The sequence below is a fragment of the Moraxella sp. TY6 genome (assembly GCF_048551375.1).
In the GTDB taxonomy this organism is placed as follows: domain Bacteria; phylum Pseudomonadota; class Gammaproteobacteria; order Pseudomonadales; family Moraxellaceae; genus Faucicola.
Genome location: NZ_JBLYZJ010000009.1, coordinates 82,215 through 106,064, shown reverse-complemented (window position 1 = coordinate 106,064; position 23,850 = coordinate 82,215). Strand labels below are relative to the sequence as shown.

General features: G+C 42.9%; 23 protein-coding genes. 15 read left to right on the top strand and 8 right to left on the bottom strand.

The window, feature by feature from the left end; translation table 11 throughout:
* Positions 1–166 precede the first annotated feature (166 nt).
* Positions 167–394: a hypothetical protein gene (locus ACK1U4_RS08530; protein WP_419401008.1), complete on the bottom strand. Its 228-nt coding sequence runs from the start codon at positions 392–394 to the stop codon at positions 167–169.
* 91 nt (positions 395–485) lie between these two features.
* Positions 486–2,492: a PhoX family protein gene (locus ACK1U4_RS08525; RefSeq protein WP_419401009.1), complete on the bottom strand. Its 2,007-nt coding sequence runs from the start codon at positions 2,490–2,492 to the stop codon at positions 486–488.
* 304 nt (positions 2,493–2,796) lie between these two features.
* Here ACK1U4_RS08525 and murG point away from each other — a divergent pair, with 304 nt between their 5' ends.
* The 9 genes from murG to lpxC all read left to right on the top strand — a co-directional run bounded on the left by murG (position 2,797) and on the right by lpxC (position 12,211).
* Complete coding sequence (murG, locus tag ACK1U4_RS08520) at positions 2,797–3,903, top strand: undecaprenyldiphospho-muramoylpentapeptide beta-N-acetylglucosaminyltransferase (protein WP_419401010.1); 1,107 nt, start codon at positions 2,797–2,799, stop codon at positions 3,901–3,903.
* A 149-nt stretch (positions 3,904–4,052) separates the two neighbouring features.
* A complete protein-coding gene (murC, locus tag ACK1U4_RS08515) occupies positions 4,053–5,459 on the top strand; it encodes a UDP-N-acetylmuramate--L-alanine ligase (RefSeq protein ID WP_419401101.1) in 1,407 nt (468 codons plus the stop codon).
* A gap of 29 nt (positions 5,460–5,488) precedes the next feature.
* Entirely contained in the window at positions 5,489–5,734 is a 246-nt protein-coding gene (locus tag ACK1U4_RS08510; protein WP_419401011.1) for a hypothetical protein, read from the top strand.
* Positions 5,731–6,132: a type II toxin-antitoxin system VapC family toxin gene (locus ACK1U4_RS08505; RefSeq protein ID WP_419401012.1), complete on the top strand. Its 402-nt coding sequence runs from the start codon at positions 5,731–5,733 to the stop codon at positions 6,130–6,132. The genes ACK1U4_RS08510 and ACK1U4_RS08505 overlap by 4 nt, the downstream gene beginning before the upstream one ends.
* 41 nt (positions 6,133–6,173) lie before the next feature.
* Positions 6,174–7,094, top strand: coding sequence for a D-alanine--D-alanine ligase (locus ACK1U4_RS08500; RefSeq protein WP_419401013.1), 921 nt, complete (start codon positions 6,174–6,176; stop codon positions 7,092–7,094).
* A 368-nt stretch (positions 7,095–7,462) separates the two neighbouring features.
* On the top strand, positions 7,463–8,317 hold the full coding sequence (locus ACK1U4_RS08495) for a cell division protein FtsQ/DivIB (RefSeq protein WP_419401014.1): 855 nt from the start codon (positions 7,463–7,465) through the stop codon (positions 8,315–8,317).
* Between the two features lie 127 nt (positions 8,318–8,444).
* A complete protein-coding gene (gene ftsA, locus ACK1U4_RS08490) occupies positions 8,445–9,725 on the top strand; it encodes a cell division protein FtsA (protein ID WP_419401015.1) in 1,281 nt (426 codons plus the stop codon).
* Between the two features lie 189 nt (positions 9,726–9,914).
* Positions 9,915–11,132 (top strand): cell division protein FtsZ, encoded by a 1,218-nt coding sequence (gene ftsZ, locus ACK1U4_RS08485; RefSeq protein WP_419401016.1) that lies wholly within the window; start codon positions 9,915–9,917, stop codon positions 11,130–11,132.
* Positions 11,133–11,299: 167 nt separating this feature from the next.
* Positions 11,300–12,211 carry a UDP-3-O-acyl-N-acetylglucosamine deacetylase gene (gene lpxC, locus ACK1U4_RS08480; RefSeq protein ID WP_419401017.1) on the top strand — a complete coding sequence of 304 codons (912 nt, stop codon included), beginning with the start codon at positions 11,300–11,302 and terminating at the stop codon, positions 12,209–12,211.
* A gap of 354 nt (positions 12,212–12,565) precedes the next feature.
* Here lpxC and ACK1U4_RS08475 read toward each other — a convergent pair whose 3' ends face one another.
* Positions 12,566–13,045 (bottom strand): DciA family protein, encoded by a 480-nt coding sequence (locus tag ACK1U4_RS08475; protein WP_419401018.1) that lies wholly within the window; start codon positions 13,043–13,045, stop codon positions 12,566–12,568.
* Between the two features lie 282 nt (positions 13,046–13,327).
* On the opposite strand from ACK1U4_RS08475, the gene ACK1U4_RS08470 reads away from it, so the two are divergent.
* The 5 genes from ACK1U4_RS08470 (at position 13,328) to ACK1U4_RS08450 (ending at position 18,715) form a co-directional block, all read left to right on the top strand.
* A complete protein-coding gene (locus ACK1U4_RS08470) occupies positions 13,328–14,050 on the top strand; it encodes a M23 family metallopeptidase (RefSeq protein WP_419401019.1) in 723 nt (240 codons plus the stop codon).
* Between the two features lie 202 nt (positions 14,051–14,252).
* On the top strand, positions 14,253–15,836 hold the full coding sequence (locus tag ACK1U4_RS08465) for a peptide chain release factor 3 (RefSeq protein ID WP_419401020.1): 1,584 nt from the start codon (positions 14,253–14,255) through the stop codon (positions 15,834–15,836).
* 20 nt (positions 15,837–15,856) lie between these two features.
* Entirely contained in the window at positions 15,857–16,816 is a 960-nt protein-coding gene (epmA, locus tag ACK1U4_RS08460) for an EF-P lysine aminoacylase EpmA (RefSeq protein WP_419401021.1), read from the top strand.
* A 55-nt stretch (positions 16,817–16,871) separates the two neighbouring features.
* Complete coding sequence (locus ACK1U4_RS08455) at positions 16,872–17,729, top strand: NgoPII family restriction endonuclease (protein ID WP_419401022.1); 858 nt, start codon at positions 16,872–16,874, stop codon at positions 17,727–17,729.
* Complete coding sequence (locus tag ACK1U4_RS08450; RefSeq protein ID WP_419401023.1) at positions 17,726–18,715, top strand: DNA cytosine methyltransferase; 990 nt, start codon at positions 17,726–17,728, stop codon at positions 18,713–18,715. The genes ACK1U4_RS08455 and ACK1U4_RS08450 overlap by 4 nt, the downstream gene beginning before the upstream one ends.
* A 3-nt stretch (positions 18,716–18,718) precedes the next feature.
* Here the strand turns inward: ACK1U4_RS08450 and ACK1U4_RS08445 are convergent, their stop codons facing one another.
* From ACK1U4_RS08445 to ACK1U4_RS08425, 5 genes are all read right to left on the bottom strand, one after another.
* Entirely contained in the window at positions 18,719–19,399 is a 681-nt protein-coding gene (locus ACK1U4_RS08445) for a hypothetical protein (RefSeq protein ID WP_419401024.1), read from the bottom strand.
* A 20-nt stretch (positions 19,400–19,419) separates the two neighbouring features.
* Entirely contained in the window at positions 19,420–19,869 is a 450-nt protein-coding gene (locus tag ACK1U4_RS08440) for a YaiI/YqxD family protein (RefSeq protein ID WP_419401102.1), read from the bottom strand.
* Positions 19,870–19,880: 11 nt separating this feature from the next.
* Positions 19,881–20,210, bottom strand: a complete 330-nt coding sequence (locus ACK1U4_RS08435) for a TIGR01244 family sulfur transferase (RefSeq protein ID WP_419401025.1) — start codon at positions 20,208–20,210, stop codon at positions 19,881–19,883.
* A gap of 166 nt (positions 20,211–20,376) precedes the next feature.
* Positions 20,377–22,191, bottom strand: coding sequence for a SulP family inorganic anion transporter (locus ACK1U4_RS08430; protein ID WP_419401026.1), 1,815 nt, complete (start codon positions 22,189–22,191; stop codon positions 20,377–20,379).
* A gap of 172 nt (positions 22,192–22,363) precedes the next feature.
* Positions 22,364–22,738, bottom strand: coding sequence for a metalloregulator ArsR/SmtB family transcription factor (locus tag ACK1U4_RS08425; RefSeq protein WP_419401027.1), 375 nt, complete (start codon positions 22,736–22,738; stop codon positions 22,364–22,366).
* A 133-nt stretch (positions 22,739–22,871) separates the two neighbouring features.
* Between ACK1U4_RS08425 and ACK1U4_RS08420 the strand changes: the two genes are divergently transcribed.
* Positions 22,872–23,780, top strand: coding sequence for an MBL fold metallo-hydrolase (locus ACK1U4_RS08420; RefSeq protein ID WP_419401028.1), 909 nt, complete (start codon positions 22,872–22,874; stop codon positions 23,778–23,780).
* Positions 23,781–23,850: the final 70 nt, after the last annotated feature.

Here is a 23,850-nt window from a genome sequence, read left to right as displayed (position 1 = left end):
GATTTTCCGTGGGTTACGCTTCGCTAACCCACGCTACGAGAATTGAATCTTATACGATAATTCTGTTTCGGTACTTAAGATTAAGTTTTAAAAATTGATGATGTTTAGAACAGTCAAACCGTAGTACCTTTAGCAATACACATTTTAAAGAATGAGGCAGTTAATATCAATTACGGCTCTTTTTATGGTAAAAATACAATAAAATCAGCGTAATGATTAAAAACAACATGGCAAATATTGACCAAAACATTCCCCCTTCGGTAAGCACTTGTTCACCATCAAAATAACGCCCATTTTCATTAAACAAATCCCGATATTGCCAATATCTCACATAAAATACCCACCAAAAAAACAGTGAAATCACCCCATTTAACCCAATCCAAAATTTTAACATTTACATTTTCCATCATTGTTTTGATGATGATAACAAAAAAGCCCTCGTCATTCACGAGGGCTTTTTATTACATTTTATAATGGCTTAAAGATTAGGCTTTAAACGTCAAATAACCAACCGCAGCACTGAAGTTATTGTTGAAGTTTTGTTTGATAAGTGGAGCAACAGCTGTTTTCACCGCATCCACAAACTTCATATCACCGGGGTGTTGGAAGTTTGACATGATATAAGTAAAGCCATTGATTTCATCGACAGCGTGTAACCCTGTTGATTCCGCCCCTGCTGGGGTAGAGAGGATACGAGTCAAGGCTTTGGTATCGACATTGTACGCCCATAGGTAGTTATTGACATGATAGCCAGAGTCTTCGCCAATAAATAACGTGCGGAATTTTTCTGAGAATTTCAAATTATCTGGGCAAGAGATTTTTTCGATATTCGAGTAATTGCCAACCGCATCAACGGTTTTCATGTCGGCACTTAAATCTTCACCTGCCAAACCTTGTGGTACATACATACGAGTTGAAACCCACTCAGAATTGATGGCTTTACCATTGTGGTCGACTTGACCACCTTTTAGCTCGTGAGCATATACCGCACCTGATTTTAGCTGGGCAACTTGCACATCATACTCACCTTTGGTCATGGATTTTTCGATGCGTGACATGGCAGAGTAGGCGATTTTGTCTTTGATATTGACAGTTGTGCCTTCCATTTTGGTGAACGCCATCGAAGCCCCTTGTAAGGCGGCGTAACGGTGGGTTTCCAAGAAAGCAGCCGCTTGTTCCAATTTGTCTTTTGGCAATTTGCTATTGGTTGCCATTTTGACCCAGTTGGTTGTGCCATCTAAGCCGATTTTTTTGTAGCTTGGGTCTTTTGGGTCTTCGTATTTGACATCCATCAAGTCGGTTGGTTGAACCATGTTGGCAAGGGCTTCGATTTCGCCACTGCTAGCATGACCCAAGTGAATCCATTTAACACTAAATTGGCTGTCTTTGGCTGGCCCATCTTTTGGCGAAGTTTGGGTAACTTTGGCAACATACAAATTACCTGCCGATAGGTCAGCTTCTTTATCCGCCACAAACATAAATAATCCGCCATTGGTAAAATCATCACCCATCAAAGCGGTGCGTTTATCAGGCATGACTTGAATCAACTCATGTGAGATGCGACCCAAGCAGTAATGTTTTTTGGCAATCCCTGTACCGTCTGCATTAACGATAATTTCTGGTAAATGTCCATAATGGTAAGGATTGGCTTTGTTTTCGTCACCAAATAGGTTTTTGCTAAAGGCTTTAAAACCCGCATCTGACTTGGCTTTAAACGCATCTGGCTCGTATTCTTCTGATGATAAATGGGTGTTCCAAGGTGACAATGACGCCCCACAAGTAATCCACAAGCCATTGGCTTTTGAGGTATCAACATTATGGTATTTAACGACTTTTAATTCACCTGTTTGTGGGTTTTGGTCAAGGGTGACAACCGCAATCGGTGAAGGCAGTTTGCCGTACATATCGTTGCCACCTTGGTCTAGCGTGGTGTATTCAAACTGTACCACGGCAAACACGGTATTACCTTGAACGCCAGCAACTTTTGCCCCTTTCACTGTCAGCAATGATGAGCCGTCTGGACAATCTGAGAAAAATTGACGAGTTGAAGCCAATACCGAGCTATCCATAATTGGCTTATTATTGATATCAAAATAGCCCCCAGCGATAATCGTACCGCCTTTACCATCGCTGATTTTATCGCCTGTTTTGAAGAATGGCTGATAGGCTAATTTATACTCTTGATTTGTACCATCGGTGAAAGAGGCTTTCAATTTTGATGCAACGTGAACGGTCGCCATTTCAGCAGGATTGGCAAGCGTTGGGGCAGGCATACCCACGAATTCTACTGATTTGATGGTTTTGGCAGTATTATTTAAACCATTGCCATGATTGGTTGATGAGTCACCAATGGTCGAGCTATTGTTATCACTGCCACAACCAGTCAATAAGGTCGCCACTGAGCCTGTTGCAAGCGGTAGGGCAGGCACACCTGCCAAAAAACGAATAACATTACGGCGGTTCATAGATTTATTGAGGGTATTCTCTGACATAGCATTTCCTTAACATTGGGTAAGCATACTGTTGGTATGATAAAAATTTTGCTAAGGATAAAAGAAAAGTATGACAAGGCTTTGACGTTATTATGACATTTTTATGACAATCACTAGGATGGATACGGTAAAAAAGGGTGGTTTTCGACTCAATAAAGGGTATCAAAAATTTAGATAAAATAGTCGTAAGACTTTTATATTGTATGAAAAAATGCTATGATTTCGGCATTTTATAATTATTTTTATTTTACTAAAAATTGCAAAGCTGGCGGTTTTTAGACGCTAAAATAGCAAAGGTACTTGAATGAAGCAATCCCCCAACGTTTTAATCATGGCGGCAGGTACAGGTGGACACGTTTTTCCTGCCATGGCAGTAGCCCACGAACTAGAGCGACAAGGGGCAGTGGTACACTGGCTTGGTACATTGACAGGCATGGAAAACGACCTATTGGCGGACACCGACTTTATGTATCATGCCATCAATATGCAAGGTCTGCGAGGCAATGGCATCAAGCGTCTATTACAAATGCCCAGTACCTTACTTAAAGCCACCTTAGCTTGTATCAAAATTATCCAAACCAACCAAATCGACATTATCGTAGGATTTGGTGGCTATGTCACCGCACCGGGCGGATTGGCTGCTAAATTTTGCAAAAAACCCATCGTACTCCACGAACAAAACGCCATTGCAGGCATGAGCAATCGCTACCTTGCTAAACTGGCAAGCAAAGTCATGCAAGCATTTCCCGACACCTTTACCGATTTACCCAAAGACAAAGTCATCACCGTGGGCAACCCAGTGCGTGAGGCGATTGTCAATGTCGCACCGCCCAATCAACGTTTTAATCCCAACGATGACAGTCCCCTTAAATTATTGATTATTGGTGGTTCACTTGGGGCTCAAGCCTTGAATAACAACATTGCCCCAACCCTTAAAGTATTAGAGCAAAAGCCCAATGCCAAGCCGTGGCAGGTGCGTCATCAATGTGGCAAAAATAACCTTGCTGATACCCAAGCCGTGTACGACCAAGCGGACTTGCAACGCACACCCTATGAAATTTTGCCATTTGTCAGCGACATGGCACAAGCCTACGCATGGGCAGATGTTATTGTGTGTCGTGCAGGGGCGTTGACCGTCACTGAAGTCGCCAATGTTGGCTTACCTGCGATATTTGTACCCTTGCCGAGTGCCGTTGATGACCACCAAACCGCCAATGCACGCTGGCTGTCGGATAAAGGGGCAGGGTTTTTATTACCCCAATCCGAGCTAACCGCTGACCGCTTGGCAACGCTATTGGCAGGGCTAGACCGCCAGCAAATTTTGGCAATGGCAAACAAAGGGCGAGAACTTGCCAATCCCACTGCCACTGAACAAGCCTCACAGATTATTTTGGCACAATTATCTGCCTAATCTGTCAATATCTTATTGTTAATTCATTGATAAAATTGAGAAAAATCATGCCAACCCAAGCTACCAATTCAGCGACTGACACCACAAAAACTACCAAAGCCACCAAACCAAGCAAAAGATTATCAAAACGCTTGATTGAAATCCCCGAAATGAGACGGATTAACCATGTGCATTTTGTCGGTATTGGTGGGGCAGGGATGTGTGGGATTGCGGAGGTGATTCACAATCAAGGCTATAGCGTCAGCGGTTCGGATATCAAAGCCAGCCCAGTCACCGAGCGATTGGTTGAGATGGGCGTGCAGGTGTTTATTGGGCATGATTCCAAAAATATCAGCGAAGCGGATGTGATTGTGGTGTCATCAGCGATTGATAAAACCAACCCAGAAATTCAAGCTGCCTTGTCAGGACGTATTCCTGTGGTACGCCGTGCCGATATGTTGGGCGAATTGATGCGTTATCGTCACGGCATTGCGGTGGCAGGGGCTCATGGTAAAACCACCACCACCAGTCTGTTGACCACCATTTTGACCGAAGCCAAGCTTGACCCGACCTATGTGATTGGCGGTAAACTCAATGCCTCGGGTAAAAATGCCTCATTGGGTGAGAGCCGTTATTTGATTGCCGAAGCCGATGAATCGGATGCGTCTTTCTTATCGTTGCGTCCGATGGCGTGTATCGTTACCAACATCGACCAAGACCACATGGAAACTTATGAAAACAGCTTTGATAAGCTAAAACAGGCGTATATTCAGTTTTTACAAAATATGCCCTTCTATGGTCTAGCAGTGGTATGCGGTGATGATAAAGAATTGTACAGCATGATTGATAATATCGGTCGCCCTGTGTTGACTTACGGTCTAGAAAAGCACAACGATGTGCAAGCCGTGGATGTGGTTGCCGATGGTACACGCACGCATTTTACCGTGCTAAGAAAAGACAAAGACCCGCTGAAAATTACCCTCAATATTCCGGGGATTCACAATGTATATAATGCGTTGGGTGCAATCACCATGGCTACTGATGAGGGCGTGAGTGATGAGGCGATTTGCCGTGCGGTCGAGAAATTCGCAGGCGTGGGCAGACGTTTTGAAAACAATGGCAATTACCCAGTGGCTGACGGCAGTGGTGATGTGTTGTTGATTGATGATTATGGACATCACCCCACCGAAGTGGCGATGACCATCAAAGCCGCTCGCCAAAGCTACCCAGACCGCCGTTTAGCGATGATTTTCCAACCGCACCGTTTTAGCCGTACTCGTGATTGCTTTGATGACTTTGTTAATGTCTTATCGCAAGTGGATGTGTTGATGTTACTCGATGTGTATAGTGCAGGTGAAGCCCCAGTTCAAGGGGCAGATAGCCGAGCTTTGGCACGCAGTATTCGCAATCGTGGGCAGATTGACCCAATTATGCTAGACTTGAGCGATATGCCCCAGTTGACCCAAACATTGTCGCAAGTATTAAAAGGCAATGATTTGCTGATTACCCAAGGGGCAGGCAATGTTGGTCAGTTATGTTTGGATTTGGCAAAAAATAAATTGTTTTTTAATCAATGAGTTAGAAAAAATCTTTCAAGGAACAGTGTATGCAAGTAACGTCATTACAGCCAACGCATACCGTCAATGAGGCGGTAGCTTATATACAAGCAATGCCAACAACTTTACGCCAAGAAGTTTTTGATTTTATTGATTTTATGCGACTAAAACAGGTGCGACATATTGAAGCTGAACCCCCTTTGCCCAAACGTGAATTTGGGCAATATCAAGGCAAAGGTAGCTTTGAGATGGCGGATGATTCTGAAATGACGGAAGAAGAATTGATTAATCTATGAATCGCTATGTTATTGATACGCATATCTTTTTATGGTTGATTTTTGACCCAAAAAAGGTCAGTCGAAATAATTTAACAATTTTAGAAAATCCTAAAAATGACGTTTTTTTGTGTAGTTCATCATTATGGGAAATTTCGATTAAGTTTGGTTTGAATAAACTTAAACTAAATGGGTTGTTACCAAGTGAATTACCTAATTTGATGAAAAATATGGCAATTCAACCATTAGATGTTTCGCATTTAGTTATGGCAACCTTATTCCAGTTGCCGAGCGTTGATAAACATAAAGACCCATTTGACCGTTTGATGATTTGGCAATGTATTCAAGCGGATTATGTGTTATTGTCACAAGATGGTAAGTTTGATGCCTATCAAGCATTTGGTCTGAAGTTGATTTAGTCAAATAAACATTGAATAAAGTTAAACAAGTGTGGTAAAAAATGAATGACATTGATGTAAAGCAATTTGGTAAAGTCGCCGTTGTGTGTGGCGGTTGGAGTACCGAGCGAGAAGTATCCCTAAATAGCGGTAAAGCCGTGCTTAACGCTCTATTATCGAAAGGCGTTGACGCACACCACTTTGACCCAAAGCAACAAGACATTGACGAACTTCGCCAATACGATCGTATTTTTAATGTGCTACACGGCACGTTTGGCGAAGATGGCAGTTTGCAAGGCGTATTGGACGGTTTTGACATCCCTTACACAGGCTGTGGCGTACTAGCCTCTGCGATTGCGATGGATAAATTCCGTAACCGTTTGATTTGGCAAGCCTTAGGATTGCCAAATGTACCATATGTGGTATTGCATGATGATAGCGATTTTACCCAAGTCGAGCAGGATTTTGGTTTACCATTGTTTGTCAAACCTGCTGCCGAAGGTAGTAGCGTGGGCGTGGTGATGATTGAAAGTGAGGGTGAGCTTGCAAAAGTGTACCCAACGCTCAAGCAATATCATGGTGAGATTTTGGCAGAAAAAGCCATCACAGGCGGTGAATACGCCTGTTCAATTTTGGGTAATGAGGCGTTGCCAAGTATTCGCATTATTCCGAATGCCAAATTTTATGATTACGAAGCCAAATACAACCGCAATGATACCGTTTATCAATGCCCATCGGATTTGACACCTGAGCAAGAAGCCCAAATGCAAGAGCTTGCCAAAAAAGCCTTTAGTGCGATTGGGGGTAAAGGCTGGTCACGGGTGGATTTCTTAAAATCGGAAGACGGCACACTATATTTGCTAGAGCTTAACACCGTTCCGGGCATGACTGACCATAGCCTTGTACCGATGGCAGCAAAAGCAAAAGGCATTGACTTTGCGACCTTGTGTGTGCGGATTTTGCAACAAACACTCAAAGATTAAGGGTGTTTATCGTTATTTGACATAGCAAGTAGAATAGAAAGTAAATTTGTAGGGGCGTATTGCATACGCCCTTTTATAAAAGTCTTTCCCCACATCAAATTGACGATAAATCCAATCAAACACATAACTTTTTACAATAATCAGACGAATTACGACTGGATGGATAGTAATTAGTTACTTATTAATCAGTGTTATTTGTTATCATATACCCCCTTTGTCATGGATTATCTGTTACTACCTCATTAGTAGTAGAAAGTCGCTAGTTTTCCCATCTTTATATATAGTGCGTACAGAGATTGGACGAATGATGAGTAAATAAGGGTGGGAATGGATATTGAGGCGGTGATACAATCCCTATGGAGCTACCAGTGACAGATACCCTCGTGTTAAGCAGTGAAGCATCTGCTGACAACCACAACCCTAAATCGCCATATCGACTATTGGTGTGTGTGGCGAGTTTATTGTTGTTGGGGTTGGTTGTGGGTATTGGTCAAATGGTGGCACATTTACCCAATGCCAATATCCAAATTAACCATCAAGGGCTAAATAGCCACGAATATCAGCAGTTACATCAAGTATTGGGGCAAAAAGCCGATCGAAATTGGTTGCAGGCAGATTTACAACCGTATTTACAGCGTTTACAACGCATCGGCTGGGTCAGTCAAGTGGATATTCGCCGTGACTGGCAACAAGGTCTATTGGTAAATGTTATCCCTAGACAGCCTGTGGCAAAATTTGGTAGTGAAAAGTTGGTCGATGCCAATGGGGTGGTATTTGAGCCTGCCAATACTGATGAGTTACAAGCCCATTATTGGATGCAGTTGCAAGGTGAGAGCCACAATGCGGTGGTGATGATGCAACAAGTCAAGCAAGTGGGTAACTGGTTTGAACCATTGGGGCTAAAGATTGATGAAGTTATCGTGACACCCCGTATGGCATGGTTTTTTCGCTTTAACAATGGTCTTCGGGTATTGGTCGATAATGACAATACATCCGAAAAGCTTTATCGTTTGAGCGTGATGCTACAAAATCAACTCAAACCCCAATTACCCAAAATTCAAACCGTAGATTTACGTTATAAAAACGGTATGGCAATCACATGGCGGACAGCGATTAGTGATGGTATCAACTCCCCATCTACGAATATGATTGGTACATCAAGGGTAACCACTAACATTGATAAAACCAAGCCAGTGAACCAAGCAACTGCCCAAGCTCAGTGACGGTGGTATAAGTTAGACCGATCTCCTAATTCATGTTAGGGGAATGGTTTTTTTGTATGTTTAATAATATCTTTATACTATCGAGTTAGTGTCTAGATGAGATGAGTTTTGTAAATAATAATTTAACATGAAGAAACCTGAACACATTGTCGTAATCCACTTAACTGCCACTGCCGTGCATACGGTCATTGGACAGGTGCATGATGCCCAAGATATTCGTATCGTGGGCATTGCATCTGCCAAAAACTATGATTTTGCTCAAGGTGTGATTCGTCATCGTGACCGTCTAAAAGGGGCGATTCGACAATCCATGCAGGAAGCTGAAGACATGGCGAATTGCCGTATTAACAGCGTATGGTTAAGCTTTTCTACCCCAGAATTGCAAAGTGTCAATAGTGGTGGTGAGGTCAATATCACCAATGAGTCCGTACAAGCCAAAGATATCGTTTCTGCCTTGACCGATGCCAAAGCCAAGCATATTCCAGATGATATGTATCTAATGCACTATGCCCAGCAAGGGATTGGTTTGGATGATAGCAAGGACATGATTGATGATGCCATTGGTATGAAAGCCAATCAACTGATTGTGTTATATCATTTGATGATGATGCCTGTGCGTAGTCGTCAAAACTTACAACAGTTGTTGCAAGAATGTGATGTCAGCATTGACCAAATGTTGTTTGATGCAGTATCGTCTGCTGAATATGGTCTATTACCCGAAGAACGCTATCATGGCGTGTGTTTGATTGATATTGGCTCATCAACCACCAGCGTCTGTGTATACCGAGAAGATAAACTCATTTATACTCGTTGCTTCCCAGAAGGCGGTCATCACGCCACACTGGATATTTCCATGCTTATGGATGTGACGGTGGCTGAAGCTGAAAGCATGAAAAAATCCCAAGCCAGCATTGATAGACATGGGATTGATGCCAGCCAATTTTTTAGCATTCGCCGTTCTCAATATAACGATGAAAAAACCATCAATATGCAAGAGCTACTCGAAGTGATAGAGGCTCGTTACCTCAGTATTTTACAAAATGTTAAAAATGATTTGGACAAACTGGAATTAAGTCAATTTTTACAACAAGGCTATGTACTAACAGGTGGTGGGGCAGAAATGCGTGGCTTAGTACCACTTGCCAAAAAATTCCTTGCTAATAAAGTGCACAAAGCCACGTTGCATCCAGCAATCACTGCCTATAGCCAGTATGGGGATGATGAAAAACTCAAAGATATCGCAAGCCTAATCGGACAACGTAAATACCAAACTGCATTTGGCACATTATTATATAGTCAAAGTGATGCCTTTCATCATAGTGAGAAAAGCTCACCAGATGCGTTGGAACAAACCCCTATGAAAGAACGTCTACAACAGATGAATAAGTTCTTCAAAAAATTTTTCTAAACACCAAAAATTTTTGGTAGAGATAGTCATTTTTGTTGAGTAAGCATGTTATTATAGCGATAAATTGGCAGTATCAACGTCAGCTAACCACGTTTTACGCCATCATAGAAATCAAAATGATACCTGTTATATCGTTTATTATAAATAACTTACTTTAAATTAGGTTTAACCAATCGGAGAATGTTGGAGATGGAAGCAAAGTTTAGTATCGTCCATGAGCAAAGTGATACGTTTGCAGATTCAGCGCGTCTAAGTGTCATTGGCGTAGGCGGTGGTGGTGGTAATGCCGTTGAAACCATGGTACAAAATGGTGTTAAAGGTATAAATTTTGTCTGTGCTAATACCGATAAACAAGCACTTGAGCGTTTATCAGCGGCTAACAAAATCCAATTAGGCGTTAAAAACAATAACCGTGGACTTGGAGCAGGGGCGAACCCAGAAGTCGGGCGTGAAGCGGCGGAAAGTGATGAAGAACAAATTCGCCAATTATTAGAAAACTCGGATATGGTGTTTATTACCGCAGGAATGGGTGGTGGTACAGGTACTGGGGCTGCCCCAGTTATCGCTCGTCTAGCCAAAGAAATGGGCGTATTGACCGTGGCGGTCGTGACCATGCCATTTACCTTTGAAGGTGGTAAACGCAATAAAGTGGCCAAAGAAGGTATCGAGCAATTATCAAATTTTGTGGATTCAATCATCACCATTCCCAATGATAAGCTGATGACTGTGTATGGCAAAATCTCGATGAAAGATGCGTTTAAAAAAGCCGATGAAGTGTTATTACAAGCAGTGCAAGGCATCTCAAATATGATTCGTGAAGATGGTTTTATCAATATCGACTTTAACGATATCCGTACTGCCATGATGTCACGTGGTCATGCGATGATGGGTATCGGTAAAGCCAGTGGTGAAGACCGTGCTGAAATCGCCGCAGAAAAAGCCATTAAAAGTCCGTTGCTTGATAATCTATTACTTAAAAATGCCAAAGGTCTATTGGTAAATGTGGTTGCCAGCTCAGACTTTAATTTTGATGAGCAGGAACGCATTACCCAACGAGTGCAAAGCTTGGTTGATATTGACGAAGCCAATATTTTCTATGGTATCGTCTTCGATGAAGACATGGGCGATGAAATCCAAGTGACCGTGGTGGCGACTGGTCTGACCCTTGATAACAGTGCTAAGACACAGCAACGCAACTTTCCTGATGCGACCAGTAACAGCCGTGTCGAAACAGGCACGCACGAGCCAGCTTTAGCACGCCTTGAAGTACCTGTTGCACCCATGCTAAGTTCACCAACGCCTGTGAGCCAACCCACTCAAGTCCCAAATCCTGTGAATAAGCCAAACCAACCGCAACGCACAGGCAATAGCATTCAAGATTATTTATTGCGTCAACAAAAGAAATAATCCAATCATACATTTGACAAACCTGTTATCAAGCACTTTGGTAACAGGTTTTTTATTTTTTAAAAGTCAGCGTTCCAAAAACAACGCTATATCATCCTTAGGGATAATGCTAAAATACCCAAACTTGTAACAAGTTATGTCAAACATTGAGCAATCAAGGATTTATTATGTCGCTTGCGGAGAATTTACCCATGCCCATCCAACAACAAACCATCAGTCAACCCATTGAATTACAGGGCATTGGTCTGCATAGTGGTCAAATGGTAACGTTGCAGTTTTTGCCTGCCGAAGTGGATACAGGGGTGGTGTTTTTGCGTCAAGATTTGGCAGATGCTGAGCCGATTCCTGCCTATTTTACCAATGTCACAGATACGGTAATGTCGTCTAATTTGACCAACGCATTGGGGCAACGTATTGGTACGGTAGAGCATTTATTGAGTGCGGTGAGTGCGTTGGGTATTGATAATCTCATCATCCAAGTGTCAGCGTCAGAAATCCCCATCATGGACGGCAGTGCCTCGGTGTTTATCAAAACCTTACAGCAAGCTGGGATTACCACACAAGGTGTTGCCAAAAAATTTATCAAAATCTTACGCCCTGTCGAAGTGCGACATGAAGATAAAATTGCTCGTTTTACCCCTTATGAAGGTTTTAGTTTGGATTTTGAAATCGCCTTCGAGCATCCAGCATTTCAGCCACCGTATGATAAATATCATGTGGATTTGACCCCTGCTAATTTTATTGAGCAGATTGCCCAAGCTCGTACTTTTGGGTTTTTGAAGGACATTGATTACCTAAAAAGCCAAAATTTGGCATTAGGTGGCAGTATGGATAACGCCATTGTTTTGGATGATACCCAAGTGCTAAATCCAACAGGGTTGCGTTTTGCTGATGAATTTGTCCGTCATAAGATACTCGATGCGGTGGGGGATTTGTATTTGGCAGGGCATCAAATTTTGGGTGCATTTTATGGCTACAAATCAGGACATGCTTTGAATAATCAATTACTAAGGGCGGTATTTGCTAGTCCAGATAATTATAAAGTTGTAACAAATTATGAAAATGTAATTCAAAAATAACGCCTTTTTAATTAGAAATACTAAATTTATTATTGTTTTTATTTAAAATATAGGGCTTTTAGGGGATACAGTGAGCAACATTAGCTGATGATAAAAAATTGTTTCCCTAACGTATTTGAGTATAACTTACGCTTAAAACGATTGATTTTTCAATAAAAGATATCTTTTTACTATGTTGGGAGTGAGGTATATACCTTACATCCACATAAAAAGATATCTTTTTTGTTTTGGTAACTAAAGTGTTTGTTTTTTGAGCGTTTTTAACTTGGCTTTGCATATCTTGACAGCGATAGGGCTTAATGAATAAACAAAGCAACATTTTTTACATAAAATTACAATGTAAATATGACACTTTTAAGTTTTTATTAATTTTTGTAAGGTGGATTTTAGAGGCTCATTGTCCGTGACAAGCTCAATAAGGTGTGCTATATTTTGCTTCGTAACGTCACTGAGTTCACGAGATGTTACATTATTAACGTTTTGATTACATTGTAAATTTGGGCTTTTTGCCTTTTCTAACACCACCACCTTAAAACGCAATTGTGTGAGATAGGCAAAGGTATTATCAAATTGTTGAAGCTGTTGTAATAGCTCTTGACGCTGATAATTCAGATGGTTGGCGATGGTATGACTATCGGTGCTAAGGGTGAGGTTGGTGTTGTCGTGGTTGATGACCATTAAAGTCGTCAGCACCGATTCAGGTAAACTGGATTGCCATGCTTGCTGAACCAGCGTGGTCAAATGTTGCAATGTATTCAAGGTTTGTTGATAAGGTAATCGGTAGTTCGCCATTTTTTCGCTATAACTAGCAAGATGATTGTTGGGTTTTTGCATGGTGATAGAGCCGTTTTGTGAATGGTGATAAGAATTTTTAATCGCAGATTGCGTGTTCTAGTGTAAGTGATTTGTCGCTTAAAATACAATCGTTTAGACCAGTGACTGATGTGAGTGCCTAATATAGTCATTTAAATTAGCAATAAGACAGATTTTGTAGGGGCGTATTGCATACGCCCAACATCTCACAATATTATTTCTGATTTAATTCACTATATAAGAGGCATTAACAAAGACGGTGCGGATATCGCATTTGACTTGGTCTGACCAAAGGATAACTGAATGAAACTAGCCTTAACCCTATTACCCCTAGTCACTTTGATGAGTGTTGTATCGGTTCAAACTCAAGCAGCTAACCCAGTTAATAGCAATAAAATCATTACTTTGTCAAATGCCGACATGGATGATGAAGATGATACTTATGTATCTTCTCAAGGCGATATCAATGAAGCCATCCAAAAATTAAGCCAGCAAGCTCAACAAAAAGAAGACCGTTTAGCGTCTTTGGCTCAAAAACTTTCAACGCAATCTAGCGTGACAATTATCAATAATGCCTCTTTAAATGGTTATTCAAATTATAGCAATAATCCCGGTAATGGCATGTTGTCAGTACGCCCAATCACCTCATCAGCACGTATGAGTTCTGGTTTTGGCTATCGTGTCCACCCAGTGACAGGCAAAACCCAATTCCATAAAGGGATGGACTTTGCTGCCCCAGTTGGTACGCCGATTTATGCCACAGGTAATGGCGTGGTGACTTTCTCTGGTTGGGGTAATGGCTATGGTCGTTATATTGAAATTGATCATGGTAATGGTGTAGTAACTCGTTATGCCCATAATTCAGCTAACTATGTGAATGTGGGGGATACTGTCAGTGCAAATCAACGTATTGGAGCAGTAGGTAGCACAGGTCGTTCAACTGGGCCTCATTTACATTATGAAGTCCGTCAACGTGGTCAAGCGGTGAATCCACAAACCTATTTGGCATTAGCACCAGCACGTTAATATTGTGAATATAGTGATGTAATCTAAAAACAGACAAGTTTTGTAAGGGCGTAGTTGATACGCCCTTTTTTTATTGGTCATGGTTTTTATTGGGTCACGGATTGATGGCTTTGTCAAACCGTTTGACAATGGCTCTATAGCCTTTTACCCCTTAAAGCCTTATAATAATCGCCATTTTTATGATTGAATATAAAGACCGATTATGACCCAACTTCAGACCGAAATCAACAAACGCCGTACCTTTGCTATCATCTCGCATCCCGATGCAGGTAAGACCACCATGACTGAAAAACTGCTACTGTGGGGACAAGCCATTCAGCGAGCAGGGGAAGTCAAATCTCGCAAAACTGACAAACACGCCACCTCCGACTGGATGAGCATGGAGCAAGAGCGTGGTATTTCGATTACCACCTCGGTCATGCAGTTTCCGTATGCCGACAACATGGTGAATCTACTCGACACCCCTGGTCATGCCGACTTTTCGGAAGATACTTATCGTACCTTGACCGCTGTCGATAGTGCCTTGATGGTGATTGATGGGGCAAAAGGGGTGGAAGAACGTACCATCAAGCTAATGGAAGTGTGCCGTATGCGTGACACGCCCATTATTTCGTTTGTCAATAAACTTGACCGTGAAATCCGTGACCCATTATCGCTGTTAGACGAAATCGAAAACGTGTTAAAAATCAGATGTGTACCGATGGCATGGCCGATTGGCATGGGGCAGGATTTTGTTGGTGTGTATAATTTGGTCGATAAAAAAACCTATTTTTATCAAAAAGGTCATGGCACAGAGTTGATTGAAATCGAAAGCCGTGATGGCTATGACTATCCAGATGTGCGAGCGAAAATCGGTGAAATTGCCTTCCGTGAGTTTCAAGAATCCTTGGAACTTGCCGAAATGGCTCACGAGGATTGGGACACGGACGAGTTTTTGGCAGGGCGACAAACGCCTGTGCTATTCGGTACGGCTCTTGGTAACTTTGGCGTAAATATGGTGCTAGACGTACTGACCCAATACGCCCCACCGCCCAAAGACCACCATGCGGTTGAGCGTGATGTCAAAGCCGATGAAGAAAAGTTTAGCGGTTTTGTGTTCAAAATCCAAGCCAATATGGACCCGAAACACCGTGACCGCATTGCCTTTATGCGAGTTTGCTCAGGCAAATACGAAAAAGGCATGAAAATGAACCATGTGCGGATTGGCAAAGAAGTGCGAATTTCGGACGCTTTGACCTTTTTGGCGGGCGACCGTGAGGCATTGGAAGAGGCGTATGCAGGCGATATCATCGGCTTACACAATCATGGTACGATCCAAATTGGCGATAGCTTTACCGAGGGTGAAAAACTCAACTTCACAGGCATTCCGCACTTTGCCCCAGAGTTATTCCGCCGTGTGGTGCTAAAAGACCCACTCAAATCCAAGCAACTGCAAAAAGGCTTGCAACAGCTTTCCGAAGAAGGTGCGACACAGGTGTTTATGCCCCAAATCAACAATGATTTGATTCTAGGAGCGGTGGGTGTACTACAGTTTGAAGTGGTGGCTCATCGTCTGCTTGAGGAATATAAGGTGCAGTGTACCTTTGAGCCTGTGAGCATTGCCACGGTGCGTTGGGTGCATTGTGATGATAAGCTGACGTTTGAGAAGTTTAAGAAAAAAGCCCATGACCAGTTGTCGGTGGATGGTGGTGGGTATTTGACGTACCTTGCCCCAAGCCGTGTCAATCTAAAGTTGATGGAAGAACGTTATCCAGAAATTACCTTTAGTGCGACTAGAGAACATTAAAAGGGATATTGATTGATTTTATGACATACCAACCCACCGCCACATTAGAAACCGCCCAACACCGAGCCAAGATGTACGCCACGATTCGCCAATTTTTTGCCAAACGTGACGTACTCGAAGTCCAAACCCCCATCATGTCGCAAGCAGGCAATACCGACATATTTTTACAGTCGGTATCCGCCAACGTCACCATCAATGACCGCCCAAAAACCTACTACCTACACACCTCGCCAGAGTTCGCCATGAAACGCCTATTGGCGGATTGGCAAGTGCCGATGTATCAGATTTGCTCCGTGTTCCGTGACAACGAAATCGGCAGTCGCCATAATGTCGAATTTACCATGCTCGAATGGTATCGCCCCAACTTTACCCTTGACGACTTGGCAAAAGAAACCAACGAACTGATATCAGCCGTGCTGGGTTATCCTGTGATTTTTGACCATTATCGCTATGTCGATGCCTTTATGGATTATGTCAAAATCCATCCGTTTGATGCTACTTGCGACACCCTGCAAGCAGTGGCAAAAGACAATGGTATTCACATGGATTTGGGCGATGACCACCAAGGCTGGCTGGATGTGCTATTTAGCCATTTGGTTGAGCCGAATTTGGGGCAGAATTTGCCGACCTTGATTTATGATTATCCTGTGGCGACTGCCTCGCTTGCCAAGACGGTGACGGATAAAGACGGTAACTTGGTGGCAAGACGTTTTGAGTTATATATCAATGGGTTAGAGATTGCCAATGCTTATGATGAATTGGCGGACGGACAGGCATTGCGAGTGCGGTTTGACCAAGATAATCTTGAGCGGAAAAAACGGGGTTTGCCTGTGATGCCGATTGATGAGCATTTGCTTGAGGCGTGTGATGTGTTACCCAGTTGTAGTGGGATTGCGGTAGGGCTTGATAGGCTGTTGATGATAGCGACAGGGACGAAAGCTATCGAAGAGGTGATAAATTTTCCGATTCAAAAAGCCTAATGTTTCGCTAAAGAATTTGCTAAAATAGCGGTTTTTTACTGCATTTAGGTTTTTTATGTCAAACAATCTTATCAATGCTTTGATAAATTTATTGCAAAATCCCATCACCGATTTGCAAGCCAATTATGTCAATCGCAATCGTGCCAATAGCATGGGTGATGCGTTAGAGCGGTATGTGCAGGATTTGTTTATCAATGGTTTTGACATGACCGAAAGCCAACGTTTACAAGCCGTTAGTGAGCATTTTTCCTACCTTGGTAATGCCAGTAATCCGCCTGACATGATGCTAAAAGGCGGTGATGCGATTGAAGTCAAAAAAATCGAAAGTCGCAATGCTGATTTAGCCCTTAATTCAAGCTATCCCAAGGCGGTTTTGACCGTCAGCCATCCCATGCTAACCACCCATTGTCGTACTGCCGAAGACTGGCAACAAAAAGATATGCTATATGTTGTGGGCGTGGTCAATAAAAATAAACTTGAATCGTTAGCCTTGGTGTATGGTGTGGACTATGCGGCCGATGATGAGGTTTATCAAGCCATCAAAAATCGTATCAAAATGGGTGTTGAAACCATTGAGGGTGTCGAGTTTACCGAAACCAAAGAGTTGGGTAAAATCAAAAAAGTCGACCCTTTAGGTATCACGGATTTGCGTGTGCGTGGTATGTGGCATATTCAAAGCCCCTTCAAAGTATTTGATTATGTCTATCAACGTGACTTTAGCCATGCGTTGAATATTATGGTCATTATCAATGATGAAAAATGGCAAACCTTTACCAATCGCCAACAACTCATTGATGTTATTGCAACCACAGCGAATGCGACTTTAACCGATATTGATATCAAAAATCCCAATAATCCTGCACAATTAAAACCTGCGAAACTGATTAGCTTTTTTTTGCGAGGTGAGGTATGACTCAGCCACGCATAATTAGCCTATTTGCAGGAGCAGGGGGGATGGATTTAGGCTTTCGTCAAGCTGGATTTGATATCGCCATTGCCAATGAATATGATAAAAAAATTTGGGCGACCTACGAATATAATCATGCCAATCCTTTGCTAAAAGGGGATATCCGCCAATTTTCTGCGGATGATTTTCCTGCGTGTGATGGGATTATCGGCGGGCCGCCGTGCCAAAGTTGGAGCGAAGCAGGGGCATTACGAGGGATTGAAGATGAGCGAGGGCAATTATTTTTTGATTATATTCGGATTTTAAAAGCCAAACAGCCCAAGTTTTTTGTAGCAGAAAATGTATCAGGTATGCTTGCCAAACGCCATAGTAGTGCGGTGCAGAATATTGTGCAACTATTTGAAGAGGCAGGCTATCATGTGTTTATCAAATTGCTTGATGCTTATGATTATGGAGTTGCCCAAAATCGTAAACGGGTGTTTTATGTGGGCTTTCGCCATGATTTAAATATTACGGAATTTGAATTTCCTGCACCGATAGCGGATGAGCAGAAAATTCATTTACAAGATGTGATTGCGGATTTACAAGATTCTGCCATACCTGCCCAAGATAGTAATAAAACCAATGCCAAAGATTGCATAATTCCTAACCATGAGTATTTTGTTGGGGGGTATTCGCCCATCTACATGAGCCGTAATCGTTTGCGGTCGTGGGATGAGCCATCTTTTACCATTCAAGCCAGTGGGCGACAAGCCCCACAACATCCCCAAGCCCCAAAAATGCAAAATATTGGCGTTAATCAGTTTGCATTTGTGGGGGATGCAAGCCAGTATCGCAGGCTGTCAGTGCGTGAATGTGCAAGGATTCAAGGATTTCCAGATGACTTCAAATTCATTTATGACAATGTCAATGATGGGTATAAAATGATAGGCAATGCTGTACCTGTTGGATTGGCGAAGGTGATTGCAGAGCAAATTTTAAATTATTTGTAAAACTTAATCCAATAACTGCTGAATCCACTGCTCAAACAACCCTTGATGTTGACTCCCCATCAGAAAGGCGGTGGGTCTGTCTTCATCCACACTCACCACCATCGCCACGCCAAAATCTTCTCCATCAAGCGTTGGGGCATGAAAATAACGCTCATGCGGTCGGTGTAATTCATCAATTTCTGTGGTTAGATTTACTAATTTATCCGCCAAATCATGCGGAATGGTATCCCCTGCAAAATCATACACTTGGGCATGGTGAGCCAAACCACCATTCACCCCATTGATAATCGCTTGAGCCAATAAAAATGCACTTAACGGCAACTCTTTAAACCAATGCACTTCACTTGGCTCAATCGCATCAAAGTTTCGGCTCATCATCACCATTGGGTCATGTTGTGACAAATCTTTCAACGCAATGCCCCAAACCCCGTCATCATCGCACGTTTTGCCAATCACCACATAATCATCCAGCTTTTCAAACGGCAATTCCACAAAATGATGGTAATGGGTATTAAAATCCCCATTGCCGAGTTCATGCAAATAATGATACAACATGGGCGGTAACTGAATACCAAGCTCGCTTTCGTGTTGCTCAATCACCTCACGGCTTATCCCCAATGTGGTCGATGCGTTGGCGATGTCAAGCGTGTATAACTGTTTGATGGCGTGAATCGGATTAAGCATAGTATTTCCAAAAAATAAAATTAACGAATCCAAGCATTTAAAATATTGGCAAATTGTTGTTTGTCTTTGTCGCTATAGGGGGCTTGTCCGCCCATCTGCTGTGGCTCTAGCACGCCTGTACTTCGCATGGTGTCCATAAAGTCACGCATATTGAGTTTTTGCTTGATATTGTCTTTGTCATAGACAAAGCCACGAGCGGTGACGACTTTTGCCCCTTTTTCGATACAGTCATTGGCAAGCGGAATATCGGAAGTCACCACCACATCACCACTAACACAGTTTTCGGCAATGTAGTCATCGGCTTTGTCAAAACCACCTTCAACGACAATCATTTGTAATATTGGCAGGCGTGGTAGGGCAATCGCACGATTGGCGACAAATATCGTAGGCGTTTGGGTGCGTTCGGCGGTTTTGACGATAAGCTGTTTTGCGACATTAGGAATTGCGTCTGCGTCTATCCACAGGGTGATTTTTGGCATGATTAATCCAATAAGTCTAATTGTTCTGCGTGATGAAATAAAATATTACAGCGATTACCTGTACGGCAGAACATAAACACAGGTTTTTCCGCATTGTTAAATATATCAGCAAAGTCTTGGCAGTCCTTTTTGCTAATGCTACTGGCAACTACAGGTTGAAAGTGATAAGGCATTCCCAATTCTTTGGCGACTTTTTCGATATCAGCGTTTAATGGTTGATTGGGTTCTTCGTGGTCTGGGCGGTTATTTATGATGGTTTTAAAGCCTTGTTGTTTGATAAGGGCGATATGTTCTGGCGAAATTTGGGCTGAAAATACGGTGTTGTTGGGCATTTTATTATCCTTAATTAATAAGATTTAAAAAGTCAGCATTGGACTATTTTAGCATAGACTGACTTTTTTTGATTTTCAAAATTCGCCCAAATTCATTCCGGTGTGGAATTATCTTGATAATTCATTTTTTTGATGTTGGTATTTTTAACAGGTGTCCAGTGAACGACTAGCATTTTTCTAAAGCCCTCACGGCTTGTTGCGTACTTAAAAACACTTTCCCACGCAAACTTTTAATCACATCCGTTTGCTCAATCATATCCATCACAGGACCTTTCACCTCAGAATAATGAAGCGTGATACCTTGTTGATTTAGCTCATCATTTAACATCACCAACATCTCTTGGGCGGTCAAATCAATATGATTCACCGCCGACAACATCAACACCAAATCACGACAACTCGGATGCGTCAGCAAACTTTGCGTGATAAAGCCATGCACCGATTCGGCATTGCCATAAAACAAACTTTCATCAATCCGAATAATCAACACCGTATCTTGCTCGATGACCGAATGGCGATTGATATTGCGAAAATGCCCCGTATCACCCACTTGCCCCACAATCGCAATATGCGGATGGCTCGATTGCCAAATCAACCCTGCAAACGACACCATAATCCCAAGAACCAAGCCGATATTTAGCCCAAACACCAACACCCCAACCAACGCCACCAAAAACGCAATCCCATCCAAACGGTCACTGGCAAAGGCTTGCTTGAGCGTATCAAGGTCAATCATACCCAAAATCGCCACCATGATATTCGCCCCTAACATCGCATAGGGCAGGGGAGCGAGCAGTGGACTAAACAACATCAACGCCACCACCATCACCACCACCGCCACGATACTGGCAAGCGGAGTTTTTGCCCCTGCATCGACATTCACCGCCGTGCGAGAAAATCCCCCCACCACCGCAAAACTTTGGAAAAACGCCCCCACCATATTGGCAAGCCCCAAGCCTTTAAGCTCTTGATTAGAATCAAAAGGTTGTTTGAGTTTGCGAGCATAGCTACGAGCCACAGAATCACTCGACACAAACGCCACCAACGCCATCAATGCAGACGCAGGCAACAGGTCAATCAGTTGGGTCAATGACGTGGGTAAAAACGGCAACACAAAATGCGGTAAGCCTTGCGGAATCTGCTGAATAGTGCGAATGCCCTGTTGCTCAAAATCAAACACCACACTAAACAAAATCGCCCCCACCATCACCAATAATGGCAATAGCTTGATAAACATCGAGATTTTGTGGTCATATTGAGCGGTAGGCGATGGTGAAACTTGCGATAGGGGTACGGTTTGGGTATGATTTTTTAGTCTGATTTTTAGACCCTTTTTTAACCAATTTGCCAAATAATAACGATTGATAAATAAAATGCCGAAGATAGTCACGGCTAGCAATAAGGTTGGTAAATGCAGTTGGTGGAAATGGCTGATAAAAGACGATAAATTGTGAAAAATGCTATTGCCTGTGATGGGGATGCCTGTCAAATATTTGATTTGGCTGATAAAAATAAGGATGGATGCCCCACTGATAAAACCTGCGGTCACGCCACGACTGATAAACTGCGTCACCCAACCCAAACGAAACACACTGGCAAGCCACAACATCGCCCCTGTCAGCAACGCCAACAATGCCGACATGGTGGCATATTGCTCTGGGCTAAGGTCATGGTAAGGGGCTAATACTTGGGCGGTCATAATGGCGGTAATCGCCACAGGACCGACCGCATTCACTGCACTTGAGCCGACCCATGCATACACAAGGACTGGCACAATCGCACTGTACAAGCCGTACACAGGCGGTAAACCAGACAGCATGGCGTAGCCCAAACTTTGCGGAATTACCAAAATACCGACAATCAGACCTGCCAATATGTCTTGGCTAAAATTGGCTTTTTGGTAGGTTCGCCACCAATGTGGTAAGCGAAAAATGGACGTAAGCCATGACAATAATTGGGGGAGGGATAAGGGCTTGGGCATGGGGATTTAATTGACCTCTTTCCATACCCCCTCTAAATCCCCTACATAGGGGGAGAACTGCCCCCTCCCCTGCTAAGTGGGTGAGAAGCACTGCTTCGCAAGGGGGTGGGGTTAAATGATGGTTTTTAGTTTAATTTTAACAGTTTATAAAGAAGTCGAATAACATACCCTTTTAACATTGACAAAAACGTTCATACAGCACATTTAGCACCGCCAACGCATCGTCACTTGCCACCGAATAATAAATTTGCTTACCATCACGGCGAGTATTGACCAAGCCATCTTTACGCAAAATACCCAACTGCTGTGATAAACTGGGCTGACCTAAACCGACCATTTTTTCGAGTTCGCTCACGCAATACTCACCTTGCGTCAACTGGCACAACAACATCAAGCGGTCAGGGTGTGACAGCGATTTGAGTAATTGGCTGGCTTGACCTGCTGAGGCTTGCATTTGCGATAACATGGTGGTATCCATGTTGGTAGGCATCACGGATGCAGTGGGAATCGCCATTTCGGCAGTGGGGCTTTCGATTGTCAAACTCATACATAGTTCCTTCATTGTCAGAGCAATATTATAACCAAAAATAAAATGTTTGAATAGATAAATATTATATTGAATTATATAATGTTAAAATATATAATCACTCGCAACAACTGTATTTTGATAAGGTCACTTTATGAATATCCACTCTTTTTTAGACCCAGATACCGAAACTTACACCCATGTGGCAGTCGATGAAAGTGCTGAACAAAATCTTGCCAAAAATCCATCTCAAAATATCAGCAAAAAATGTGCTATCATCGACCCTGTGCTTGACTACGACCCCAAAGCAGGCAAAACCAGTACCCAAGCGATTGACAAGGTCATTGATTTTATCCAAAGCCAAAATCTGACTGTTGAGTACATTATCGAAACCCACGCCCATGCCGACCACTTGTCCTCCGCTCCGTATGTCAAAGCCAAATTGGGCGGTCAAATCGTCATCGGTAAAGCGATTAGCCAAGTGCAACAGACCTTTAAACAAATTTTTAATCTTGATGAAGATTTTGCCACCGATGCCAGTCAGTTTGACCTATTGACTGAAGAGGGGACGACCCTACAACTTGGCAATATCACCATCACAGCGATGCACGTTGCAGGGCATACCCCAGCCGATATGGCGTATGTGTTTGATGATGGGGAAAAACAAGCCGTGTTTGTTGGCGATACCATTTTTGCCCCAGATGTGGGGACGGCTCGCTGTGATTTTCCCAATGGCAGTGCCGAGGATTTGTACGATTCGATTCAACGTCTGCTTGCGTTGCCAGATGACACCTTGCTGTACTTGTGTCACGACTATCCGCCAGCAGGGGGCAGACCGCACACCCCAACGGCTTGTGTCAGCGACCAAAAATTGAGCAATATCCATGTCAAAAATGGGACAAGCAAAGCCGAATTTGTGCGAATGCGTAACGAACGAGATAAAACCCTTGCCATGCCACGCTTGATTTTGCCATCGGTGCAAGTCAACATCAATGCAGGGCAACTGCCCACCGCAGAAAGCAATGGCGTGCAATACCTTAAAATACCACTGAATGTGTTGTAATAAAACCTTAACACTTGCCCTATGAAAAAGCCATAGATAGTCCACGGTGTTGGGTTTATAATGATTTGAT

What these genes read in the sequence shown, in the direction of transcription:
- ACK1U4_RS08530 (WP_419401008.1), bottom strand. Translation starts at nt 394, where the DNA reads ATGTTAAAATTTTGGATTGGGTTAAATGGGGTGATTTCACTGTTTTTT.
- ACK1U4_RS08525 (WP_419401009.1), bottom strand. Translation starts at nt 2,492, where the DNA reads ATGTCAGAGAATACCCTCAATAAATCTATGAACCGCCGTAATGTTATT.
- murG (WP_419401010.1), top strand. Translation starts at nt 2,797, where the DNA reads ATGAAGCAATCCCCCAACGTTTTAATCATGGCGGCAGGTACAGGTGGA.
- murC (WP_419401101.1), top strand. Translation starts at nt 4,053, where the DNA reads ATGAGACGGATTAACCATGTGCATTTTGTCGGTATTGGTGGGGCAGGG.
- ACK1U4_RS08510 (WP_419401011.1), top strand. Translation starts at nt 5,489, where the DNA reads ATGCAAGTAACGTCATTACAGCCAACGCATACCGTCAATGAGGCGGTA.
- ACK1U4_RS08505 (WP_419401012.1), top strand. Translation starts at nt 5,731, where the DNA reads ATGAATCGCTATGTTATTGATACGCATATCTTTTTATGGTTGATTTTT.
- ACK1U4_RS08500 (WP_419401013.1), top strand. Translation starts at nt 6,174, where the DNA reads ATGAATGACATTGATGTAAAGCAATTTGGTAAAGTCGCCGTTGTGTGT.
- ftsA (WP_419401015.1), top strand. Translation starts at nt 8,445, where the DNA reads ATGAAGAAACCTGAACACATTGTCGTAATCCACTTAACTGCCACTGCC.
- ftsZ (WP_419401016.1), top strand. Translation starts at nt 9,915, where the DNA reads ATGGAAGCAAAGTTTAGTATCGTCCATGAGCAAAGTGATACGTTTGCA.
- lpxC (WP_419401017.1), top strand. Translation starts at nt 11,300, where the DNA reads ATGTCGCTTGCGGAGAATTTACCCATGCCCATCCAACAACAAACCATC.
- ACK1U4_RS08475 (WP_419401018.1), bottom strand. Translation starts at nt 13,045, where the DNA reads ATGCAAAAACCCAACAATCATCTTGCTAGTTATAGCGAAAAAATGGCG.
- ACK1U4_RS08470 (WP_419401019.1), top strand. Translation starts at nt 13,328, where the DNA reads ATGAAACTAGCCTTAACCCTATTACCCCTAGTCACTTTGATGAGTGTT.
- ACK1U4_RS08465 (WP_419401020.1), top strand. Translation starts at nt 14,253, where the DNA reads ATGACCCAACTTCAGACCGAAATCAACAAACGCCGTACCTTTGCTATC.
- epmA (WP_419401021.1), top strand. Translation starts at nt 15,857, where the DNA reads ATGACATACCAACCCACCGCCACATTAGAAACCGCCCAACACCGAGCC.
- ACK1U4_RS08455 (WP_419401022.1), top strand. Translation starts at nt 16,872, where the DNA reads ATGTCAAACAATCTTATCAATGCTTTGATAAATTTATTGCAAAATCCC.
- ACK1U4_RS08450 (WP_419401023.1), top strand. Translation starts at nt 17,726, where the DNA reads ATGACTCAGCCACGCATAATTAGCCTATTTGCAGGAGCAGGGGGGATG.
- ACK1U4_RS08445 (WP_419401024.1), bottom strand. Translation starts at nt 19,399, where the DNA reads ATGCTTAATCCGATTCACGCCATCAAACAGTTATACACGCTTGACATC.
- ACK1U4_RS08435 (WP_419401025.1), bottom strand. Translation starts at nt 20,210, where the DNA reads ATGCCCAACAACACCGTATTTTCAGCCCAAATTTCGCCAGAACATATC.
- ACK1U4_RS08430 (WP_419401026.1), bottom strand. Translation starts at nt 22,191, where the DNA reads ATGCCCAAGCCCTTATCCCTCCCCCAATTATTGTCATGGCTTACGTCC.
- ACK1U4_RS08425 (WP_419401027.1), bottom strand. Translation starts at nt 22,738, where the DNA reads ATGAGTTTGACAATCGAAAGCCCCACTGCCGAAATGGCGATTCCCACT.
- ACK1U4_RS08420 (WP_419401028.1), top strand. Translation starts at nt 22,872, where the DNA reads ATGAATATCCACTCTTTTTTAGACCCAGATACCGAAACTTACACCCAT.